The following is a 20,602-nucleotide window of genomic DNA, read 5'->3' on the forward strand; positions in this document are numbered from 1 at the left end:
CCCGTTTTAGTTTGCCGTGTTTTGCCGTTGGGCGATGTAGGCCCGCCAGCCCCCCAATGCGGTGATGTCGGTGGCGTCGTCGATGGCCCAGCCTTCGCAGATGAACCCTTTCACCAGACGGCCATCGGCGGTTTCCAGTGAGCCGATCCCCAGCGGTGGCGGGATCAGCCCGACAAAGCTGCCGAACTCGCTGACCGGCAATTGCCACAGTTCGATCTGAATGGCGGCGCCGTCATCGCTCTTGATCAGGCCGGGTTTTGGCGGTGTGGTATTGGCCAAGGCATAAAGGCGGTAACAGGGCGCGGTTTCGGTGGCTTCCAGCAAGACGCCGCCGCGTTCGGTAAGTTGGCCATTCAGAGGCATGCCGCTGAGGTGGGCGCCCACCACAGCGATGGTGATGTGATCGGCGTCGTCTTTGCTGGCTTGCGCGGGGGTGACTCGCGGCAGATCGCCGCCCACGGCTCCGGCCTGCCAGGGCTGATGCCGTTGCCAGCGCCGCCCGAATTCGGCCAGGGCGGCGTCGTGCCAGGCCGGGCCGATCAGCGTGATACCACAGGGCAACCCGTCCTCGCGGAAGCCGCCGGGCAGGGCCAGGGCGCATTGGTCGAGCAGATTGACGAAGTTGGTCCAAACGCCGAGTTGGCTGTTGAGACGGATCGGATCGGCGTTGACCGCGTCGATGCGATAGATGCCCGGTGAGGTCGGCACCAGCAGCGCATCCACCTGGGACAGCAGCGCATCGGCCTGGCGTTTCAGATCCGCCAGTTTGTATTGCGCTCGGAAAGCATCGACCGCGCTCATGCCCTCGGCCACGCCGATGACATCGCGGATCACCGGCAGCAGCGCGTCCTGATTCTGCATCAAGGGTTCCGCCACGGAGTAACGCTCGGCTACCCAGGGGCCCTGATAGAGCAGGGCGGCGGTGTCGTGCAGCGCCTGCAGGTCCAGTGGCACTAATTCGGCGATGTCGGCCATGGCGCTGAGCTGCTGTTTCCAGGCCTGCTCCGCCTGAGTGTCGTCAAACCAGGGCAACTGATCGGGAATACCCAGTCGCGGTCTCGCCGGCAGGGCCTTGGGGCGTGCCGCCGGGTCCGGGCGGCTGTAGCCGTCCTCGGCATCGTAGCCGCGATACAGGTCGTAAACGGTTTCCGCATCCGCCACTGACAGGGCGAATACACTCACGCAATCCAGAGTCCGGCAAGCCGGTACCACGCCGCGAGTGCTCATGCTGCCCTTGGTGGGTTTCAGGCCGACGGTGTTGGTGAAACCGGCGGGCACACGACCGGAACCGGCGGTGTCGGTGCCCAGCGCGAACGGCACCAACCCCTGGGAAACCACGGCGGCGGAGCCGGAGCTGGAGCCGCCGGTGATGTAGTCCGGATTGAACGGATTGGGTACCGCGCCGTAGGGTGAGCGCACCCCGACCAGCCCGGTGGCCAGCTGATCCAGATTGGTTTTACCGACCAGAATGGCGCCGGCATCCAGCAACGCCTGTACCACCGGGGCGGTGTGGTCAGCGGTATAAGTGAAAGCGGGGCAGGCGGCGGTGGTCGGCAGACCGGCCACGTCAATGTTGTCTTTCACCGCGAAAGGAACGCCGTAAAGAGGCAGGGATGGATCGCTCAGTTGTTTGGCCCGGGCCACCAGAGCGGACTCGTCCAGCAGGTGAATCCACAGACTCCGCTCACTGTCACGCAGAGTCGTGTACAGCGCCTTCATTGCCGAGACCGGCGTGTAGTCTCCCGTCTGATAGGCGTCACGCCATTGTTCCAGAGTCCAGCCAAGCACGTTCGCATACCTCGTTGTATACCAGTAGGTATGCGAGTCAGTGCAAAGGCGGTGCCAACCTGGAACCGTGCGCTATATATAGGGAAATATCGCCTATTCGCCGGTGCCGGGGCGGGGATTATCCGGGCGGTCCGTGCGCTGTTCTGGGGCGCAGGCCCCAGAAAGGGGCAGGTATCAGGAGGTTTCCTCCCGCAGACGTTGCTTCAAATATTCGGCGAAGCGCGCGGTGGCTACTGGCAGCGAGCGGGAATGCTCCATGCACAAGGTCAGGCGGCCGCGCCGCAGGCCCCGATCGGACAGTGGCAGAGCATGCATGCCGCCGGGCAGATGAGCCGGTGGCATGCCGCTTTGTATTTGAAAGCACACGCCGCCGCTTTTGATGGCGAAGTTACGCATCATCTCGAAGGAGTTGGATTCCAGCGCCGGTTCCAGCCGTAGCGAGCGGCGGGCCAGAAATTCATCCAGCAGAGCACGCCCGCCCAGTGAGGTGTCCGGCACCGCCAGAGGGTAGGCGATACAGTCGGACAGACGAACCGACGCTCGTGCCGCCAGCGGATGATCCGGTGCCACGAACGCGCAGAGCCGTTGCTCCACTTCGAGAAGCGGCCGGATTTCGGCATCGGCCGGTGGATTGAATACCAGACCGATGTCCGCCTCGAACTCTTTCAGCCGGGTATGGATGTCGCCACGCCCGCAGATGTAGACGCGAAAACGGATCTTGGGGTGGCGCTGCTGAAAGGCCTCTATGGTCCTGGGCAGGAACTCGGCGGCCATGCCCTCGATGGCGGCAATGCGGACTTCCCCGCGCCGGACACTTCGCAAGTCCTCGATCTCCGAGAGCATGCGTTCCGAGTCGGCGATCTGCTTGCGGGCATAGGCGACGAAGAGTTCGCCGGCGGCGGTGAGCCGCACGCCGCGCGGTCGCCGTTCGAATAACGCCGTGCCGATTTCGTCTTCGATATCCAGGATGCGGCGATTGACCGCCGAGGACACCACGTTGAGTTGTTCCGCGGCTTTGCGAATGGAGCCGCTGCGGGCAACAGCGTCAACGTAACGGAGCAGACGCAGGTTATACATGAACGGGCTCTCCGATTGGGTGATGCCGTAACGGCATCGCAATGATGAAAAAATAGCGCTGGTTTGATTCGCTGGATAAATCTTATCGTGCTCCCGTTTCGAGGCCCACCGGAGATTACCCGTCATGAAAACCCGCGTTCACCGTTTCGCCACTGCCGCTCCTGACGATGTTTCCCCTCTGCGACGGGCGCTGGACGAAGGCGGGATCAACGCGGAAAAGGTGATCGCGATTCTCGGCAAGACCGAAGGCAACGGTTGCGTCAACGACTTCACTCGCGCGCTGTCCACCCTGGCGCTGACCCGGCTTTTCTCCGAGGTTCTGGGTCTGAGCGACGAAGCGGTGGCGGAACGCATTGCATTGGTCATGTCCGGTGGCACCGAAGGGGGATTGTCACCGCATATCCTGGTGTTCGAGGTGATGGACGAGCCCGCGCTCTCTACGTCGCCGGGGCTGGCGGCGGGCGTCGCGTTCACGCCGGCCTTTTTGCCGGAGCAGATCGGCCGGCGGGCGCAGATCGATGCCACCGCGCAAGCGGTACGCGAGGCCATGGCCCGTGCCGGCATCGAGCGCGACGAGGACGTGCATTTCGTGCAGATCAAATGCCCGTTGTTGACCTCCGCCCGCTGTGACGAGGCGGCCCGGCGGGGCGCCGCCGTCGCCACTACCGACACCTATGAGTCGATGGCGTATTCGCGCGGCGCTTCGGCGCTTGGCGTGGCGCTTGCATTGGGGGAGATCGAGCCGGCGCAACTGCGGGACGCCGCCGTTTGTCACGAGTTCGGCCTGTACTCCGGCCGCGCCAGTACTTCCGCCGGGATTGAATTGATGCGCAACGAAATCCTGGTGCTCGGTAACGCGCCGGGGTGGGACGCGGAATTCCGTATCGGCCATGACGTGATGGCCGATGCCCTGGACGCCGATGCCGTGACCCGCGCGCTTGCCCGGGTGCCCGGTGACGGTGCCGGTGAGTTGGTGGCGCTGCTGGCCAAGGCGGAACCGTCGCGCAACGGCCTGATTCGTGGTCACCGCCACATCATGTGGGATGACAGTGACATCAATGCCACCCGCCATGCCCGGGCCCTGGTTGGTGGGGTGTTGGCGGGACGTACCGGGCATACCGCCTTGTTTGTTTCCGGGGGCGCCGAACATCAGGGGCCGGATGGTGGCGGCCCCTTGGCGGTGATTACTCACGCGCTGATTTCTTAATGATCCAATTTACGAGGTCTCTCCGATGCCAATCCTGAATCGTCGTTCTTTCATCAAGGCCGCCGGTGTGCTCGGTGCCAGCGCGGCACCGCCGGTCAATCTGGCTCGCGCCGCCGACAAACCGGTGACCGTGGGTTTCATTTATGTCGGTGCCAAGGACGACTTCGGCTACAACCAGGCCCACGCCGAGGCGGCGGTGATCATCAAGGGGTTACCCAACGTCACCGTGATCGAGGAGGAAAACGTTCCGGAAACGGTGGCGGTGCAACGGTCCATGGAGGCGATGATCCGCCAGGATGGTGCCCAGCTTATTTTTCCCACCTCGTTCGGTTACTTCGACCCGCATGTGATCAAGGTGGCGCGCAAGTATCCGGAGGTGCGTTTCGCCCATTGTGGCGGGCTTTGGCAAAAAGGGGGGCACCCGGACAATGCCGGCAGCTTCTTCGGCTACATCGACGAGGGGCAGTACCTCAACGGTGTCGTCGCCGGACATATGAGCAAAAGCAAGAAGCTGGGGTTCGTGGCCGCCAAGCCGATCCCTCAAGTGTTACGTAATCTGAATGCCTTCACGCTTGGTGCGCGCTCGGTGGACCCTGAGATCACCACCACGGTGATTTTCACCGGCGACTGGTCATTGCCGGTGAAGGAAGCGGAAGCCGCCAACAGCCTCATCGACCAGGGCTGTGATGTGCTCACCTGTCACGTCGATGGTCCCAAAGTGTTGGTGGAAACCGCGGAGAAACGCGGTGTGATGACCTGCGGCTACCACGCCAGTCAGGCTGCGCTGGCGCCGAAAGGGTATCTCACCGGGGCCGAATGGAACTGGGAGACGCCCTACCGCGCCCACGTAATGGCTCTGCAGTCCGGAGCGCCAATGAACAACTTCATGCGTGGCGGTTTGAAGGAAGGGTTCGTCAAGACCTCGCCCTACGGGCCGGCGGTGAGTGACGCGGCCAAGGCGGCGGCGGACGCCGTCAAGGCCAGTATGTTCAAGAGCGAGTTCTCCATCTTTACCGGCCCGATCAGGAACAACGCCGGCGAGGTGATGGTGGCCGAGGGGACGGTGCTGACACAAACCGATGTAGTGCTGGAGAGGATGGACTATCTGGTGGAAGGCGTGCGCGGCCAGATCTGACCGATGTCGATACGTATTCCTCCCGTTGCCGCTCGGGGGCTGGCTTTGGGCCTGCCCGCGCTGCCCACGGTGCTGGCGGTGGCCACGACCGTGCTGTTGTTCTCCGTGTTTCTCTGGGCCCGGGAAATACCGGTTCTGGAAGCCGGGGCGCTGATTTATCAGGGTGCCTTCGGCTCGACGTTTTCCTGGGAAAACACACTTCTGCGCGCGGCGCCGCTGATGCTGACGGCTTTGTGCGTGGCGTTGCCGGCGCGGGCCGGCCTGATCATCATCGGCGGCGAAGGGGCGCTGGTGCTGGGCGGGTTGGCGGCGGCGGTGACGCCGCTGTGGCTGCCGGCGTTGCCCGCCTCGTTGATGTGGGTGGCGATGGCCGCCGCCGCCATGGCCGTGGGTGGTTTCTGGATCGGTCTCAGTGGCTGGATGCGCCAGCGGCGGGGCGTCAACGAGACCATCGGCAGCCTGCTGCTTTCCTATATTGCGCTGGCGGTGTTCCGGCATCTGGTGGAAGGCCCGCTGCGGGATCCCGCCAGTTTGAACAAGCCGTCCACGGCACCGTTGCAGGATGCCTACAGCGTGGGCGTGATCAGCGATACGTTCTATGTGCATTGGGGCCTGGTGGCCGGCGTGGTGGTTTGCGCGCTGGCCCATGTGCTGGTTCGCCACAGTGTTTCCGGTTTCGCCTTTTCCATTGTCGGTGGCAATGTGCGCGCCGCCCGTATGCTCGGGCTGCCGGTAAACCGCCTGGTGCTGGTGACCTGTGTGCTGGGCGGAGCCGCCGCTGGCCTTGCCGGTATGTTCGAAGTGGCGGCGGTTCAGGGCAGCGCCAACGCGGCTTTGATCGCTGGTTATGGCACCAGTGGCATCCTGGTGGCCTTCGCTGCTCGTCATAACCCGTTGGCGATTATCGTTTGCGCGATTCTGCTGGGCGGGGTCGAAGCCAGCGGCAGTCTGCTGCAACGGCGGCTGGGGTTGCCCGATGCCACCACTTTGATTCTCGAAGGCGTGCTGTTCGTCAATCTGTTGGCCTGGGAAGCGTTGAACGGCCGCGTTCTGCATTGGCGTATTCACTGGCGGGAGCGGGGCCGGACGCCGGCCGAAGGGGTGGTGCAACATGGCTGAAATCGACTATTCGGTGTTGCTGCTGGCTTTGCTGGCCGGCGCCATACGGGTGGGAACCCCGTTCCTGTTCGTCAGTCTCGGCGAATGTCTGACCGAGAAAGGCGGGCGCATCAATCTGGGCCTGGAAGGCATTCTCGTGGTCGGCGCCATGAGCGGCTACGCGGTGGCCTATCTCACCGATTCCGCCTGGCTCGGTGTGCTGGCCGCCGGTTGTGCCGGCTGTGCGCTCGGTGCTTTCCATGGCGTGATCTGCTCACTGCCTCGGGTCAATGACATTGCTTTCGGTATCGCCCTGATCCTGCTGGGCACCGGGCTGGCGTTCTTTTTCGGCAAGGCGTTCATCCAGCCGCAGGCGCCGTCTTTGCCGTCCATCGAGCTGGGCGCCTGGAGCGATGACGCCCGGGTGCGCTCCGCTCTGTCGGTGAATGTTCTGTTTTTTATCGGTGTGGCCCTGACGTTGCTGATGCACTGGGGTTTGCGTGCCACCCGTTGGGGATTGGTGCTGCGATTGGTGGGGGATCACGCCCAATCCGCCCGGGCCCTTGGATACCGGCCGGCGCTGGTGCGCACCCTGGCCACCGCCAGCGGCGGCTTCCTGGCCGGTGTCGGTGGCGCCTATCTGTCTCTCTACTACCCCGGCAGCTGGAATGAAGGGCTTTCCAGTGGCCAGGGACTGATGGCCGTGGCGCTGGTGATTTTCGCCCGCTGGCAACCACTGAACTGTTTGTGGGCGGCTTTGTTGTTCGGCGCCTCCGGCGCGGTCGGCCCGGCGTTGCAGGCGGTGGGCATCAGCAGTGGTTATTACCTGTTCGCGGCCATGCCTTACGCCCTCACTCTGCTGATGATGTACCTGTCCTGCCGACCCAATCAAACCCTCAGCGGCGCGCCCGGTGAGTTGAGCCTCAATCGATAGGAGACGATGACATGAGCAGTGGCCTTGGAGGCTTGAATAAATCCCCGAACGGTGTGGTTGTCGGCCTGGCGCAACTGGCGTTACCGGATCCGCACAGTCGCGACGAAGTGTGGCAACAAACACAGAACGTAATCCGGATGATTGGCAAGGCCCGGCGCGGTATGCCGGAGATGGATCTGATCGTATTCCCCGAGTACTCGTTGCACGGGTTGTCCATGGACACCTCCGATGAGGTCCTGTGCTCCCTTGATGGTCCGGAAGTCAGCGCGCTGCGCGAGGCCTGCGTTGAAAACCGCATTTGGGGCTGCTTCTCGATCATGGAAGCCAATCCCGGAGGCAATCCGTTCAACAGCGGTCTGATCATCGATGATCAGGGCGAGATTCAGTTGTACTACCGCAAATTGCATCCCTGGGTGCCGGTGGAGCCTTGGGAGCCGGGCGACCTGGGAATCCCGGTGTGCGACGGCCCCAAAGGGTGCAAGCTGGCGCTGATCATTTGCCATGACGGCATGTTCCCGGAAATGGCGCGGGAGTGCGCCTATAAAGGCGCGGAAATCATGATTCGCACCGCCGGTTACACCGCGCCCATCCGGCATTCCTGGAAAATCACCAACCAGGCCAATGCATTCTGCAACCTGATGCAAACCGCCAGCGTCTGCATGTGCGGTTCCGACGGTACTTTCGATTCCATGGGTGAAGCCATGTTCGTCAACTTTGACGGCGTGCCACTGGTGGAAGGAAGCGGCCGGGCCGATGAAATCGTCTGCTGCGAGCTGCGTCCTGATCTGGTACGCGAGGCGCGGCGGCACTGGGGCGTGGAAAACAATATCTATCAGTTCGGCCATCGCGGTTACGTGGCGGTGAAAGGCGGAGCTGGAGACTGCCCCTATACCTACATGCACGACCTGGCCGCCGGCCGTTACCGGCTGCCGTGGGAAGAGCAGGTGATGCACACCGACGGACGCGCTTTCGGGTTCGACGCGCCGGAACGCCTTTACTCGCCCTGCGGCGATCACGCCGACCAGAAGGATTGAATGTCATGCCACCACGTTACCTGGATTCGGAACCCTACCCATGGCCGTACAACGGCGAGCTGACGCCGCAAAATACCGCGCTGATCGTGATCGATATGCAGACCGATTTCTGCGGTGCCGGTGGTTACGTCGACACCATGGGCTACGATCTGTCGCTGACCCGGGCACCGATTGAACCGATCAAAGCCGTGCTGACGCTGATGCGGGAGCAAGGATTCTGCATCATTCATACCCGCGAAGGGCACCGCCCGGATTTGTCGGACTTGCCCGCCAACAAGCGCTGGCGTTCGCGGCGCATCGGTGCCGGTATCGGTGATCCGGGGCCCTGCGGCCGCATTCTGGTCCGCGGCGAACCGGGCTGGGAGATCATACCGGAGCTGGCGCCGCTGGGCGGTGAGGTGATCATCGACAAGCCTGGTAAGGGCTCGTTCTGCGCTACTGATCTTGAATTGATTCTGCGTACCCGTGGCATCGAAAACCTCATCCTGACGGGCATCACCACCGATGTGTGTGTGCACACCACCATGCGTGAAGCCAATGACCGGGGTTTCGAGTGCCTGCTGCTGGAGGACTGTTGCGGTGCCACTGACGCCGGCAATCACGCCGCTGCGATCAACATGGTGAAGATGCAGGGGGGCGTGTTCGGCGCGGTGTCGGACTCCGAAACCCTGTTGCGAACCCTGAACGGAGCCTGATCATGCGGGCACTGAGCCTGGAAACTCTCAGCGCGGGGAAATCCTACGGACATTTTCGCGCGCTCGATGGGGTATCCCTGAAAGTGCGTGCCGGCACCGTGCATGCGTTGCTGGGTGAGAACGGCGCCGGTAAAAGCACGCTGGTGAAAGGTCTGGTGGGCTACGATCCGCTGGACAGCGGGTCGATTCTGGTGAGTGATCGCGAGCGGCAAATCCGTGCGCCGCGCGAGGCGCATGCGCTCGGCATCGGCATGGTCTACCAGCACTTCACGGTAGCGCCGGGCCTTAGCGTGGCGGAGAACCTGGTGTTGTCCCGCGACGATCCGCCATTGCGAATCCGGTGGAAAGCGGAACGGGAGCGGTTGCGGGCGTTCATGGACGAGATGCCGTTCCAACTGGACCCGGACCGTCCGGTGAGCGGGCTCGCCGCCGGTGAGAAGCAGAAGTTGGAAATTCTCAAACAGCTTTATTTGCAGCGCCGTTTCATCATTCTCGATGAACCGACCTCGGTGCTGACGCCGCAGGAGGCGGATGAAGTGCTCGGGCTGATGCGGGGCCTCGCTCACGCCGGGGAAGTCTCGGTTCTGATGATCACGCACAAATTCCGGGAAGTCACCGCCTTTGCCGATGACGTGACCGTTCTGCGCAAGGGCGCCATGGTGGGTAGCTGCGCGGTGGCGGACACCACGGTGGAGGCATTGTCCGGTTGGATGATGGGGCGGGCCCCACCCCATGACACCGTGGTGGAGCGGCCGCCGGTGAACGAGAAGGTCGAACCGTGCCTGCGTGTCACGGATATGGTGGCGCATAACGACAAGGGCGTTGAGGCGGTGCACCGGGTTTCCCTGTCGGTGCGCCCTGGGGAAATCGTCGGCATCGCCGGTATTTCCGGCAATGGCCAGAAAGAGCTTACCGAGGTGCTGCTCGGGCAGCGACAGGCGGAGAGCGGGTCGGTTTTCATTAACGGCCGCCCCTACCATGGCCGACGTGAGGAAATGCTGCGGGAGAAAGTACACAGCCTGCCGGAGGAACCTTTGCGTAACGCTTGTATCGGCACCATGAGCGTGGCGGAGAATCTGGCGTTGCGGCAGTTTGATCAACCCGCGCTGTGTCGTTGGGGCTGGTGGATCAACCGGGCCGCCATCCACAAACAGGCTGGTGAGCGTATCGAGCGCTTCCAGGTCAGCCCGGCGGACCCGGCGCGTCCAATCCAGACTCTTTCCGGCGGCAATGTGCAACGGGTGGTGCTGGCGCGGGAACTGACCGAGGAGGTAGCGGTGCTGATCGTGTCCAATCCGGTGTTCGGTCTCGATTTCGCCTCCGTGGCGATGATCCACCAGCGTCTGCTGGAGGCGCGCAATCGCGGTGCCGGGGTGTTGTTGCTGAGCGAAGACCTGGACGAACTATTGGAGCTGGCGGACCGGATTCTGGTGATCCATGACGGCCACATCAGCTACCAGACCCGCGCCGCCGAGGCCAACCGGGTTGAACTGGGACGCCACATGGCTGGTGTGGAGGCGGAGGCATGTTGAACGTTAGCGCGAAGCCGAATGCTTTCCCTCTTGATCCCGGCCACTGCGCCTTGGTGGTGATCGATATGCAGCGGGATTTCATCGAACCCGGAGGGTTTGGCGCGGCGCTTGGCAATGATGTGTCCAGGCTGGCGCCGGTGGTGCCGAAGGTGACGGCGCTGCTGGCGCTGGCCAGGGAGCAGCGGCTGACGGTGGTCCATACCCGTGAATCGCATTTGCCGGATCTGTCCGATTGCCCGCCGTTGAAACGGAACAAACTGCCAGCGGGGCGCCGCATTGGCGATGACGGGCCAATGGGACGGATCCTGGTGCGCGGCGAGCCCGGCAACCGGATCCTCGATGCGGTGGCGCCCGAGCCCGGTGAGTGGCAGGTGGATAAGCCGGGAAAAGGCATGTTCCATGCCACCGGGCTGGATCAGCGCCTGCGCGACGCGGGTATCACTCAGTTGATTTTCGCCGGCGTCACCACCGAAGTCTGTGTACAAACCAGCATGCGTGAGGCCTGCGATCGGGGCTATGACTGCCTGGTGATCGAGGATGCCACGGAAAGCTACTTCCCCGAATTCAAAGCCGCCACTCTGGCTATGATCGTGGCCCAGGGCGGTATCGTCGGACGGTGCGCCTCACTGGATGCGTTGCGCCGGGCTTTCCAACAAGGAGCGAATGCATGACCGCTCAGGACATCAATATTCCCTCGGTAGTGGCCGAGGTGCGCGCCGCCTTCGAGGCGTATGAAGCGGCGCTGTTGGCCAACCGGCTGGAGGCGTTGGACCGGGCTTTCTGGGACGCGGAGGCAACGGTGCGCTACGGCGTTGCCGAGAATTTATACGGTGCCGACACCATCGCCCGCTATCGTCGTCAGTGCGAGCCGGTGCCCGCCAGTCGCCGGCTGCTGAATACCGTGATCACCACTTATGGTGCCGACGCCGCCACGGTCAGCACCCAATTCCGTAACGGTGACAGTCAGCAATTGGGGCGCCAGATGCAGACCTGGATCCGTTTCGAGGACGGCTGGAAGGTGGTGGCGGCCCATGTCAGCGTGGACTTGGCCACACTGGGCGGGGCACCGGACTGAATGGAAAGCCGCCGGCCGGAAGGCCGGCGGTCCCGGGCTCAGCGGATGCTGACTGAAACCGGTGCGGAGTAGAGACGGTATTGACGGCCTTCACCGAGGTTCTCGGTGTGGCCCAACAGCACCGTGGCGCTACCGGTGCCGTTGAAAACCACCTGGCCGTCGGCGCTGGTGTAATCCACGGTACTGTCGATCACCAGCATCTGATTGCTGGTGGCTTCCTGCTGGCGGCCATCCTGCAACGTCAGTGTGATCGGCGCGCCGGCGGTTTCCCCGACGTTGACGATGACCTGCGTATTGTCGGTGGCGACACTCACCGGATAGGCGCTGAACCACTGGGCGTAGTCGGTGGTCAGGCCATGCGTGCCGGCGGTGTAGAACGTCTCGGCGATGGTTTGATCACGGAAGGTCCAGGGCCAGAAGGTGGTGCCGCGGTGCTTGGCGGCTTCCATCAGCGTATTGTTCAGGCTGCCGTAGGACGGGTTGAAGGTGGAGGACAAGGTCTGTGTGGCGGACAGAATCCGGCGCAGGGATTTCCGCAGGTCGCTGTCGGCGCCGACGCTGTTCAGATAGCCAACGGTGACTTCCGGCATGATTTCGCGCATCCGCAACAACTGACTGTCGGAGAACGAGATCACCACCACTTGATCGGCCACGCCATATTCATCGATGGCGGTCTTCAGATGGTCGATGATTTCCGGCTTGCCGCTCTTGATTTCGACGAAGTGAATCACCGGCTTGCCTTTGAACGCCTCGAAGAATTCGTTCAGGGTCGGTACTTTCAAACCGGTCAGAGAGTCATGCTCGATATTGAGCGTCTTGACCTGCTCCAGCGTCATCTCCTCGATATTGCCGGTGCCATCCGTGGTCCGGTCCACCGTGCCGTCGTGCATGATTACCACATGATTGTCGGTGGTTAGATAGATGTCATTCTCGATCGCGTCGGCCCCCTGTTCCCAGGCGTGTTGCGCGCCTTCCAGGGTGTTCTCCGGGTACAGGGAAGGCACTCCCCGGTGGCCGACCACCAGCGGTTTGCGCAGTAGCGTATGTTCCGGGAAACGCCCCAACAGGTCAGCGTAGAGCGCGGTATCGGCGCTGACGATACCGTTGACCCCGGTGGTGAGCAGTTCCGCCGCCCGGGTGGCGGAGGTATTGGCGGAGCCGGCCCAGACCGTGATCAGCATCCGCTGCAGGTACGCCACGCTGTCCCGAGTTACCAGGCTGGTTGGCAAAAGGGCGATCTTGGCGCCGGCCCGGTTGGTGGCGTGGACCACGCCAAGCAGATCCTGACGTGTATTGCCGAGGGAAGCGCCGGAGAGATCCAGGGCGGCCCGCGCCATCGGCATTGCCTCGCGGGCGGCGGCCAGCAGATCGGCGTCGTTGGACAGCAGCGTCAGGTCCATCAAATTGCGCTCGGTGACCAGTGCGCTCAGAGTGGTAATGGTATCGGCATCCCGAATGCGCAGCGTTGGAATGGCGTTCACCGGCTCCTGGTCCAGATAGTCCGCCAGCGTGGTAATGACCTGGTCATTGTCATCGAGCAGGTTCAGATTTTTATCCAGAGTGAACAGCACATTGCTGGCTTGGAGTCCGGACAGATCGGTGTCCGCCTGTGCGGTTCGCACCAGCGTCGGCGCCATGGCGACGCCGGTTTCCGGTTCATTGACGGTGAAGACGGTGGGGAGATTCGGCAGGGCGTCGAGTTGTTCGGTGACGGTGACCCGATCCACCCGGAACAGGGTTCCCGCCGCTTGCAGAGCAAGGCCGCCCTGGCTGTATTGACTGTCCAGTTCGCCGTTTTCCAGCAACTCGCCGTTGATGAACTGTTGTACCCGGCCGCCTTGAACGATGATGGTGACGTTGTAGGTTTTTTCAGCGTCTATGGCTTCGGAATAAGGGGCTTTTTCAAGGATGGTCCAGCCGCCGGAACGGAATGCCAGTTCCGTGCCGTTGCTGGCGGTGGCGCCCTGACGAATCGCCATCTGGTAGTAAGGTTCAAAGGATTGACCGGCGCGATATATGAAGCCGACCCAGCGTGACGCGGTATTGGCGCTGGCGATGGTGAATTCCGCATCAATGCGGTAATCGCCGGTGGCGCCCAGCTCCGCCGGCAGAGTGACGGCGGTGGCGGTGTAATTGTCAGCCCGGCCGTCGATAAACAAACTGCCGTCCTGTACATAGGCGGCGTTATCGACGCCATTGTATTGTGCCCATCCTTCCGGGAGCGTGTCGCCCTCGAAGGTTTCGTCCAGCAGTATCCGAGGTTCCGGTTCTGGTTCTCCTGGCTCTTCAGGTTCGCCGGGTTCACCAGGTTCGGTGGGCGGGTTTTCGGGATCCGGTGCCGGATCGTTGTGATTACTGGAGGAGTTACAAGCCGAGATAAGTAAAGAAAGACACAGCAGCGTCAGACGCCAAATCCGTTGTGACATGGTCGGGTTCCCTTGATGAAAAGAAGCCCAGCGAGTCTAGGTTCGGAGAATGACAACCGGCTTGCAGTTTGGTGAAACGGATTATGACGATGAAATGCCGGTAACGGCCGGCTTGGCGACGTTATCGCGAAGCCGGCCATGACATCGGTGCTACAGGAAGGATCTGGCGTCGGAGGTGCGGCGCATGGCGCCGTCGGCGGCGTTCGCCAGCTCCTGTCCCTTGGTGACGAAATGCCGGGAAAAATAATCATGGTGCTCGGTATGTTCATGGAAATGATGCGGCGTGAGCACCGCGGTGAGAACCGGCACTTCCGTTTCCAGCTGCACCTGCATCAGGCCGTTGATGACCGCCGTGGCGACGAAATCATGGCGATAAATACCGCCGTCCACCACCAGGCCGCTGCAGGCGATCGCCGCGTAGCGTCCGGATTTGGCCAGCAGTTTGGCTTGCAGGGGGATTTCGTAGGCGCCGGGTACCGCGATCACGTCGATCTGGTCGTCGCCGTAGCCGAGGCGGCCCAGTTCTTCGCGAAAGCCGACCAGACACTGGAGCACGATGTCCTGGTGCCAACTGGCGTGGATAAAAGCCAGGCGCTGTTGTTCGGGATGGTAAGGCTGGGTGGAACTCTGGGTCTGATTCATGCCGTTTTCCTGAGTGGCGTTGAGATGAATCAGGGCGAACGTGGGCCGGTGCCGGCGCGAAGGCAACGCCTGGGCGTGCCGCCACGGAGGCAGGGGGAACCGTCCCGTTCTCTCTTATCCGGACTATCACCGTCGGCTCTGGAATCACACCAGATCTGCTGACCCCGTGACCATGAGGCAGACCGGACCGCCAGTAGACATTGACGATGGATGGCCTTTGGCCGCGGGCGCTCGCGGGCTTGGGAGAGGCTCCCTTACCGCCGGTGGGGACTTTCACCCCGCCCCGAGAACGATCCGGCGATAGGGTCGCCGGGCAAGGCAATATAGAAAGTCTGTTGCCCTGAGTCAAAAGCGGATTTGCAACCAAATCGCCATGCCGTTGTCGATAATCGGGATGCCCGCTGACCGCGCGGCCCCGAACCCCGGTGTTTCCGGTGCTTGGGCCCGACCTCGCGATCGGGTATGGTGGCGCCCTTGTTTTCGCGCCCCGGCCGGGTCACGGCCGCTTGGTTCTGAACCCTTGTTCACGAATACAGAAACAGACCGACCGGCAAGGCCGGTCCCAGATCACGGTTGTCATGACGGAATCCACCGCCACAACACGGACCTCGAGACCGCCCCTGCTGCGCGCAATGGTGCCCGCTCTGGCGGCCGCCATTGCGTTGGCGTCCTGGTGGTGGGCGCCTTCCGGCGACGCCGCCTTGATGACGGACCGGGCTCTGCTGGGGCTTATCGAGGACTCCGACCTTTATACCGTCGATGTGGACCCGGCTCCCACGGTATGGGAGCACTACACCATCGCCCAGGGAGACTCCCTGGCCAATCTCTGGACCAACCAGTGGCAATTGCCGGAAGCCGCCCTCTACACCTTGCTCAATGATCCCAAGAGCGCGGACATTTTGCGGCAGGTCAGTCCCGGTCAGCATCTGGAATGGCGTGCCGATGGAGAAGGCAGCCTGCAGGCATTGAGGTTGTGGACGGACCCTTCAAAAGGGTGGGAATGGAATCTGCAAAATGGCCAACTGCACCGGACGGCGCTGACCTACGAGCGGAATCTGCACCAGGTGGCGGTGCGTGGCGAGATCCGAACCTCCCTGTCCGCCGCGCTGGCGGAGATGCCATCCCTGGGCGGTCGTGCCCAGGCCATCGCCGCGGAGATGGGGGAATTACTGCCTTTGGCCAGCAAGGCTCGCAAGGGGGACCGGTTCTCCCTGTTGGTGGATCTGGAATACATCGACGACGCCGAAGGGGCTTATGCGGCGCGGCTGGCGGGGTTTGATTACGAGGGGGAGGAGATCTCGGTGCGTGCCGCCCGCTTCGACGATGACCGATTCTATACGCCGGAAGGCAAGAGCCTGCTGCCGGGCTTCCGCCGTACTCCCTTCAACAGTGAATACCGCGTCAGTTCACCGTTCAACCTGCATCGCCATCACCCTATTACCGGGCGGGTGACGCCCCATCTGGGCACCGATTTCGCCATGCCAGTGGGCACCAGGGTGCTGGCGCCGGCCAAGGGGGTGGTGCGCACGGTGTCCTACCATCCGTTGGCGGGACGTTTCGTGGTGATCGATCATGGGCAGGGCTACCAGACTCGCTACCTGCATCTGCAAAAGGCGGAAGTGCGGCCCGGGCAGGAGGTAAAGCAGGGTGATGTCATCGCGCTGAGCGGCAATACCGGCCGCAGCACCGGCTCCCACCTGCACTACGAACTGCGCCTCAATGGCCGCCCGCTGAACCCGATGACCGCTTCATTGCCGTCCCGCGAACGGCTGCAGCCGGATGAGTTGCGCCGCTTCCAGAACCAGTACGCGGCCTATTTCGACCTGCATGAGCAGGAGAGTGCCACCGCCGTGGCGGGTAACGGCAATCGCCGCGATAACGCCGGCTGATTGCTTTTTCCCTGGCGCATCCTCCAAGGTGGCTGTAGGACTTGCCTGCAAGCGAATGGGCTTCCAGGTCCCAAGATTCGCTTGCAGGCAAACTCCTACAGCGGTTTTTGTGCCCGCGATCGGAAGGAGATGATGACCCATAAAAAAGCCCCGCTCTTGCGAGCGAGGCTTTTTTGTATGGTGCCCGGAGGCGGAATCGAACCACCGACACGGGGATTTTCAATCCCCTGCTCTACCGACTGAGCTATCCGGGCGTCAGGGCGCGTATTAAAGCGACTCCGTTGGGCGTCGTCAAGTGCGGTTATTTATTGGTCATTTTCTTTCGAAGGCGGGGTGTAGCCCTCGGCCTGTTCCACGTTTTCGTTGTTGAAAAAACGATCACGTTGCTCGTCGAGAAAGGCGCGCGCCCTGGGATCCATCACGTTGAGGTGTTTCTCGTTGATCAGCAAGGTTTGATGCTGCAGCCATTCCTGCCAGGCCTTGCGTGACACGTTGTCGTAGATGTCCTGGCCCTTGGTGCCAGGAAAGGGAGGGCGGTCCAGGCCTTCCAGGCGTTCCTGATATTTGCGGCAGAATACGGTGCGGGTCATGGCATCCTCGGAATGGTTCATGGTTTTCAGGTTACAGCATGCTCTGTTGGCGCGGTTGACGCAGCCCGCTGAGCAATTTTTTTACCGGGGCGGCCAGGCCCAGCTCGCCCGGATCGGTGGGGTCCACCCAGCGTCCACGGTCTTCCCCCAAGCGGGTGCCGGTGCCGTCCACCTGAATCAGCGCCGGCTCCACGTCCAGGTGAAAATGGCTGAAGGTGTGCCGGAACGGCGTCAGGGTTTCCCGGTGACGTGCGGTCAGGCCCCATTGTGTCAGCAGGTTTTCCGGTGATTCTTCCAGGTCCTGTTGCGGGAAGCACCAAAGGCCGCCCCAAATGCCACTGGGCGGGCGCGGCTCCAGCCAGACGCTGCCATCGTCACTTTGCAGGATCAGCATGCGGGACTGGCGAACCGGTTTGGCCTTGGCCGGCTTGCGGCCAGGATACTGCTCCGGATTGCCGTCGGCGCGAGCCTGGCAGCGCCGATGCAGCGGACACTCACCGCAAGCCGGGCGGCGCCGGGTGCACAGGGTGGCCCCCAGGTCCATCATTGCCTGGGTATAGTCCGCCAGGCGCTGCCGCGGCGTGTAGTGCTCGGCCAGCTCCCAGAGCCGGTTCTCCACCGCTTTCTGGCCGGGCCAGCCGGCCACGGCGTGCAGGCGGGTGAGAACCCGTTTCACGTTGCCATCCAGGATAGGCGCGCGTACCCCGCGGCTTTGCGCCAGGATGGCGCCGGCGGTGGAGCGGCCGATACCGGGCAGGGAAGCCACTTCCTCCACGGTTTGCGGGAATTCGCCATCATGGTCGCGGACCAGTTGCCGGGCCGCTTTGTGCAGATTGCGGGCGCGGGCGTAGTAGCCCAACCCGGTCCACAGGTGCAGCACCTGATCCACCTCGGCGGCGGCCAGGCGATGCACATCCGGGAAAACCTCCATGAAACGCTGGAAGTAATCGATGACGGTGATCACCTGGGTCTGCTGCAGCATTATTTCCGACACCCACACCCGGTAGGGCGTGCGTGGATGCTGCCAGGGCAGGTCCTTGCGCCCGTGCTGGTCGTACCAGGCCAGCACGGCGTCACTGAAAGCGGTGGTCGTGGTACTCAGTTGAACAGCCCCTTGAGCTTGTCACCCAGTTTTTCGTTGAGTTTGTCGCGCTGCTTCTCGATTTCCTCCCGGGCTTTCTGCCCGGCGGCGTTTTTCAGCACTTCCTCGGTGGTGTCGCCTTCGGCGTCGATGCCGAGTTTGTCTTTCAGTTTACCCTTGGCGGCATTGGTGGCCGCCTGCTGGGCGATCTTGCGGAAACCGTCCCGGTCCGGGCCGCACCATTTGGCCGGGCTGCTCTCCAGGCTGCCCTGACAGCGCAGCGGCCAGGTGGCGTCGCCCAGGTATTTGCCGCCATCCAGCTCCGGCGATTTCATGCCGATGTGCATGTCGAATTGCTGGGTCAGCACGTTGAACCAGCCGTTACCGGAGAGGCTGCCTTTTTCCAGTGTGGCGTCCAGGCTTTCGAGGTAGGCGACCTGCTTGTCCAGGCGGGTTTTGCTGGTCAGGTCGATGATCTTGGTGTCCTCGGAGAGTACCGAGGGCAGTTTGCCGGATTGCTGGTCGGGAATCAGCGCGGTCAGCCCCTTGAGCCCGCCAAGGGTATCGTTGATGCCGCCCACCAGGGTGTTGTACAGATTCAGGCCGCGCACGGTGCCGTCGGCCAGTCCCAGGTTCAGATTGCCCTTGGCCGATTCCACCAGCGCTTTCTGACTGTTGCCGCTGGCGTTGAAGCTGCCGTCCATGCTGAACAGGCCGGTGGCCAGATCATCCTTCATGGCCATCTTGGCGATGGGCTGGATCTGCATGCGATTCACCTTGGTGCGCGCGCTGATCCGCGGGGTCTTGCCGGCCACGTCGAGGGTACCGCTGGCGCTGAAATCCCCGTTCAGGGTCTTGCCGCTGGCCTGAGTCAGCTTCAACACTCCATTGGCCGCGGACACGGCAAAGCTCAGATCACTGGCTTCGATCTGTTCGAAGGTCAGGTGGCCGATGCGGAGCTTGCCGTCCAGCAGCAACGGACGCAGGGTCTCCACCGGAATCAGCTCGGCCTCGGTGAGGTTGGCGGTACCGCCGCTCTTGCCGGCGTCGCCGCCGGTAGTGGCCGGTTTGTCCTCGGAGGAAGGGCTTTCCGGCGGCAGATATTGGTCCAGCAGGATCTTGTCCATGGCCAGATCGAAGACGATCTTGCCGGTTTCCAGGTTCTGCAGCCCGGCGCTGCCATTAATGGTGCTGTCATCAAGGGTAATAGTGAGGGGCTTGGCGATGACACTGTTGGCCGGACCGGACAAAGTAGCACTCATCGCCACTTTGTTCAGGGCGCTGTCACCGCGGGTCTCGATGGCCGGCTCGCCCAGTGTCTTCAGTACCGTGTTGAGGTTGAACGGTTCGGTATCGAGTTTGCCAGCCACGACCAGGTCGCCGGTGAGCCCGGTGATGCGCGCTTCGCCGGTGGTGCGCGTGCCGGCGGCCTGTAGCACCAGGCCGGTGAGGTTGGCGCTATCCTCCTCCAGATTCACCTCAAGTGCCTGTTCCAGGTGCACGTCCACGGGTTGGGTGGTGGCGCCGGCGATATTGGCGTCCAGCGCCATCGGATTCAACACGAAGTGGTTGGCATCCAGGTTGGCGGCCAGGGTGGTTTTCAGGTTCAGGTCCACGCGCATGTCGCTCTGGTCCTGATAGCGCAGCGACATCTCCAGTGGGAACGGCTGGTCCAGGCTGACATCGCGGGCATTGAAGTTGAAATGCTCGACGCGGATATCGGTGCCGTCGGTGGCGTTGCGATAGCTGATGCGGCCGTTGGTGATGTCCACCGAGGGAATGGTCAGGGGAATATCGAGGGTGCTGCCTTCCTCGCCGCCCTCGGCGGTTTGCTCGTCCCCTTCGGTCTGATCCGGGCTGGCGTCGTTCTGGGGGCCGATCCTTTCCCAGTTGCCACCTTGCTGATCCTCGCGCAGATTCACTTCCAGGCCGTCGACCAGCACGCCGTCCATTTCCACCTTGCCGAGCAGCAAGGGCCACACGGCGACGCTGACGCTGGCGTTGTCGAGGGCGGCGAACAGCTCTTCCTCATCGGCGATGCGGGCTTCGGTGCGGCCCAGGCTGACGCCCAGGGAGGGCCAGAACTGCCAGGAGAGGTCGCCGGGAATGGAGAGGTCCAGATTGGCGTTCTGGCGTGCCTGCTCCTCGATCTGCGGCTTGAAGTTGTTGGGGTCGATCACCTGGGTGACGACGAAGATCGCCGCGGCCAGCAAGACCACGATGGCCAGGATTACGATGACAATGATCTTGATTGCACGTCCCATGACGGTGCTCTCCTTGCGCCCGGGCCCTCGGGCCCCGATGATAACGAGTTGGTGTAATCGTAACGAAGCTCAGGCCCGTTCGACACCATGATAACGATGATAACCTTTTGAGCCCGGGCCGTGGTGCTTGTGTCG

The 20,602-nt window shown here is 62.7% G+C and carries 17 protein-coding genes, 1 tRNA gene and 1 riboswitch; of the genes, 10 read left to right on the forward strand and 8 right to left on the reverse strand.

Translation table 11 applies throughout. The annotated features are described in order from the left end of the window. Positions 1-6: 6 nt before the first annotated feature. The gene (atzF, locus tag RYH70_RS03625; RefSeq protein ID WP_317009784.1) at positions 7-1,788 is read right to left on the reverse strand and encodes an allophanate hydrolase; all 1,782 of its coding nucleotides are present in this window, start codon (positions 1,786-1,788) and stop codon (positions 7-9) included. Between the two features lie 174 nt (positions 1,789-1,962). Continuing rightward, positions 1,963-2,865 carry a LysR family transcriptional regulator gene (locus RYH70_RS03630; RefSeq protein ID WP_097057506.1) on the reverse strand — a complete coding sequence of 301 codons (903 nt, stop codon included), beginning with the start codon at positions 2,863-2,865 and terminating at the stop codon, positions 1,963-1,965. A 124-nt stretch (positions 2,866-2,989) separates the two neighbouring features. Between RYH70_RS03630 and atzD the strand changes: the two genes are divergently transcribed. The 9 genes from atzD to hpxZ are packed head-to-tail and all read left to right on the forward strand — an operon-like array spanning position 2,990 to position 11,575. Next, positions 2,990-4,072 carry a cyanuric acid amidohydrolase gene (gene atzD, locus RYH70_RS03635; RefSeq protein ID WP_317009785.1) on the forward strand — a complete coding sequence of 361 codons (1,083 nt, stop codon included), beginning with the start codon at positions 2,990-2,992 and terminating at the stop codon, positions 4,070-4,072. Between the two features lie 25 nt (positions 4,073-4,097). After that, positions 4,098-5,207 carry a BMP family ABC transporter substrate-binding protein gene (locus RYH70_RS03640; protein ID WP_317009786.1) on the forward strand — a complete coding sequence of 370 codons (1,110 nt, stop codon included), beginning with the start codon at positions 4,098-4,100 and terminating at the stop codon, positions 5,205-5,207. 3 nt (positions 5,208-5,210) lie between these two features. Continuing rightward, complete coding sequence (locus tag RYH70_RS03645) at positions 5,211-6,326, forward strand: ABC transporter permease (RefSeq protein ID WP_317009787.1); 1,116 nt, start codon at positions 5,211-5,213, stop codon at positions 6,324-6,326. Then, positions 6,319-7,239: an ABC transporter permease gene (locus RYH70_RS03650; RefSeq protein ID WP_317009788.1), complete on the forward strand. Its 921-nt coding sequence runs from the start codon at positions 6,319-6,321 to the stop codon at positions 7,237-7,239. The genes RYH70_RS03645 and RYH70_RS03650 overlap by 8 nt, the downstream gene beginning before the upstream one ends. A gap of 11 nt (positions 7,240-7,250) precedes the next feature. Continuing rightward, positions 7,251-8,273 (forward strand): formamidase, encoded by a 1,023-nt coding sequence (locus RYH70_RS03655; protein WP_022993882.1) that lies wholly within the window; start codon positions 7,251-7,253, stop codon positions 8,271-8,273. Positions 8,274-8,278: 5 nt separating this feature from the next. Continuing rightward, entirely contained in the window at positions 8,279-8,968 is a 690-nt protein-coding gene (gene biuH / locus RYH70_RS03660) for a biuret amidohydrolase (RefSeq protein WP_055099808.1), read from the forward strand. 2 nt (positions 8,969-8,970) lie between these two features. Next, the gene (locus RYH70_RS03665; protein WP_055099807.1) at positions 8,971-10,500 is read left to right on the forward strand and encodes an ABC transporter ATP-binding protein; all 1,530 of its coding nucleotides are present in this window, start codon (positions 8,971-8,973) and stop codon (positions 10,498-10,500) included. Next, positions 10,494-11,171, forward strand: a complete 678-nt coding sequence (locus tag RYH70_RS03670; RefSeq protein WP_317009789.1) for a cysteine hydrolase family protein — start codon at positions 10,494-10,496, stop codon at positions 11,169-11,171. The genes RYH70_RS03665 and RYH70_RS03670 overlap by 7 nt, the downstream gene beginning before the upstream one ends. Continuing rightward, entirely contained in the window at positions 11,168-11,575 is a 408-nt protein-coding gene (hpxZ, locus tag RYH70_RS03675) for an oxalurate catabolism protein HpxZ (RefSeq protein WP_022993878.1), read from the forward strand. The genes RYH70_RS03670 and hpxZ overlap by 4 nt, the downstream gene beginning before the upstream one ends. Before the next feature lie 38 nt (positions 11,576-11,613). Here the strand turns inward: hpxZ and RYH70_RS03680 are convergent, their stop codons facing one another. Together RYH70_RS03680 and RYH70_RS03685 are read right to left on the reverse strand one after the other, a co-directional pair. Further along, positions 11,614-14,001, reverse strand: coding sequence for a glycerophosphodiester phosphodiesterase family protein (locus RYH70_RS03680; RefSeq protein WP_317009790.1), 2,388 nt, complete (start codon positions 13,999-14,001; stop codon positions 11,614-11,616). Between the two features lie 150 nt (positions 14,002-14,151). Continuing rightward, on the reverse strand, positions 14,152-14,643 hold the full coding sequence (locus RYH70_RS03685) for a 6,7-dimethyl-8-ribityllumazine synthase (protein ID WP_055099803.1): 492 nt from the start codon (positions 14,641-14,643) through the stop codon (positions 14,152-14,154). Positions 14,644-14,745: 102 nt separating this feature from the next. Continuing rightward, positions 14,746-14,938, reverse strand: a riboswitch (FMN riboswitch). Positions 14,939-15,221: 283 nt separating this feature from the next. Here RYH70_RS03685 and RYH70_RS03690 point away from each other — a divergent pair. Continuing rightward, positions 15,222-16,532: a peptidoglycan DD-metalloendopeptidase family protein gene (locus RYH70_RS03690; RefSeq protein WP_157367635.1), complete on the forward strand. Its 1,311-nt coding sequence runs from the start codon at positions 15,222-15,224 to the stop codon at positions 16,530-16,532. A gap of 178 nt (positions 16,533-16,710) precedes the next feature. Here RYH70_RS03690 and RYH70_RS03695 read toward each other — a convergent pair. The 4 genes from RYH70_RS03695 to RYH70_RS03710 all read right to left on the reverse strand — a co-directional run bounded on the left by RYH70_RS03695 (position 16,711) and on the right by RYH70_RS03710 (position 20,467). Continuing rightward, a tRNA-Phe gene (locus RYH70_RS03695) sits at positions 16,711-16,786 on the reverse strand. 51 nt (positions 16,787-16,837) lie between these two features. Beyond that, on the reverse strand, positions 16,838-17,122 hold the full coding sequence (locus RYH70_RS03700; protein ID WP_284455977.1) for an oxidative damage protection protein: 285 nt from the start codon (positions 17,120-17,122) through the stop codon (positions 16,838-16,840). A 31-nt stretch (positions 17,123-17,153) separates the two neighbouring features. Next, positions 17,154-18,191: an A/G-specific adenine glycosylase gene (gene mutY / locus RYH70_RS03705; RefSeq protein WP_022993871.1), complete on the reverse strand. Its 1,038-nt coding sequence runs from the start codon at positions 18,189-18,191 to the stop codon at positions 17,154-17,156. Positions 18,192-18,220: 29 nt separating this feature from the next. Next, a complete protein-coding gene (locus tag RYH70_RS03710) occupies positions 18,221-20,467 on the reverse strand; it encodes an AsmA family protein (protein ID WP_317009791.1) in 2,247 nt (748 codons plus the stop codon). Between the last annotated feature and the right edge of the window lie 135 nt (positions 20,468-20,602).

The sequence above is a fragment of the Alloalcanivorax xenomutans genome, from assembly GCF_032810065.1.
GTDB lineage: Bacteria > Pseudomonadota > Gammaproteobacteria > Pseudomonadales > Alcanivoracaceae > Alloalcanivorax > Alloalcanivorax xenomutans.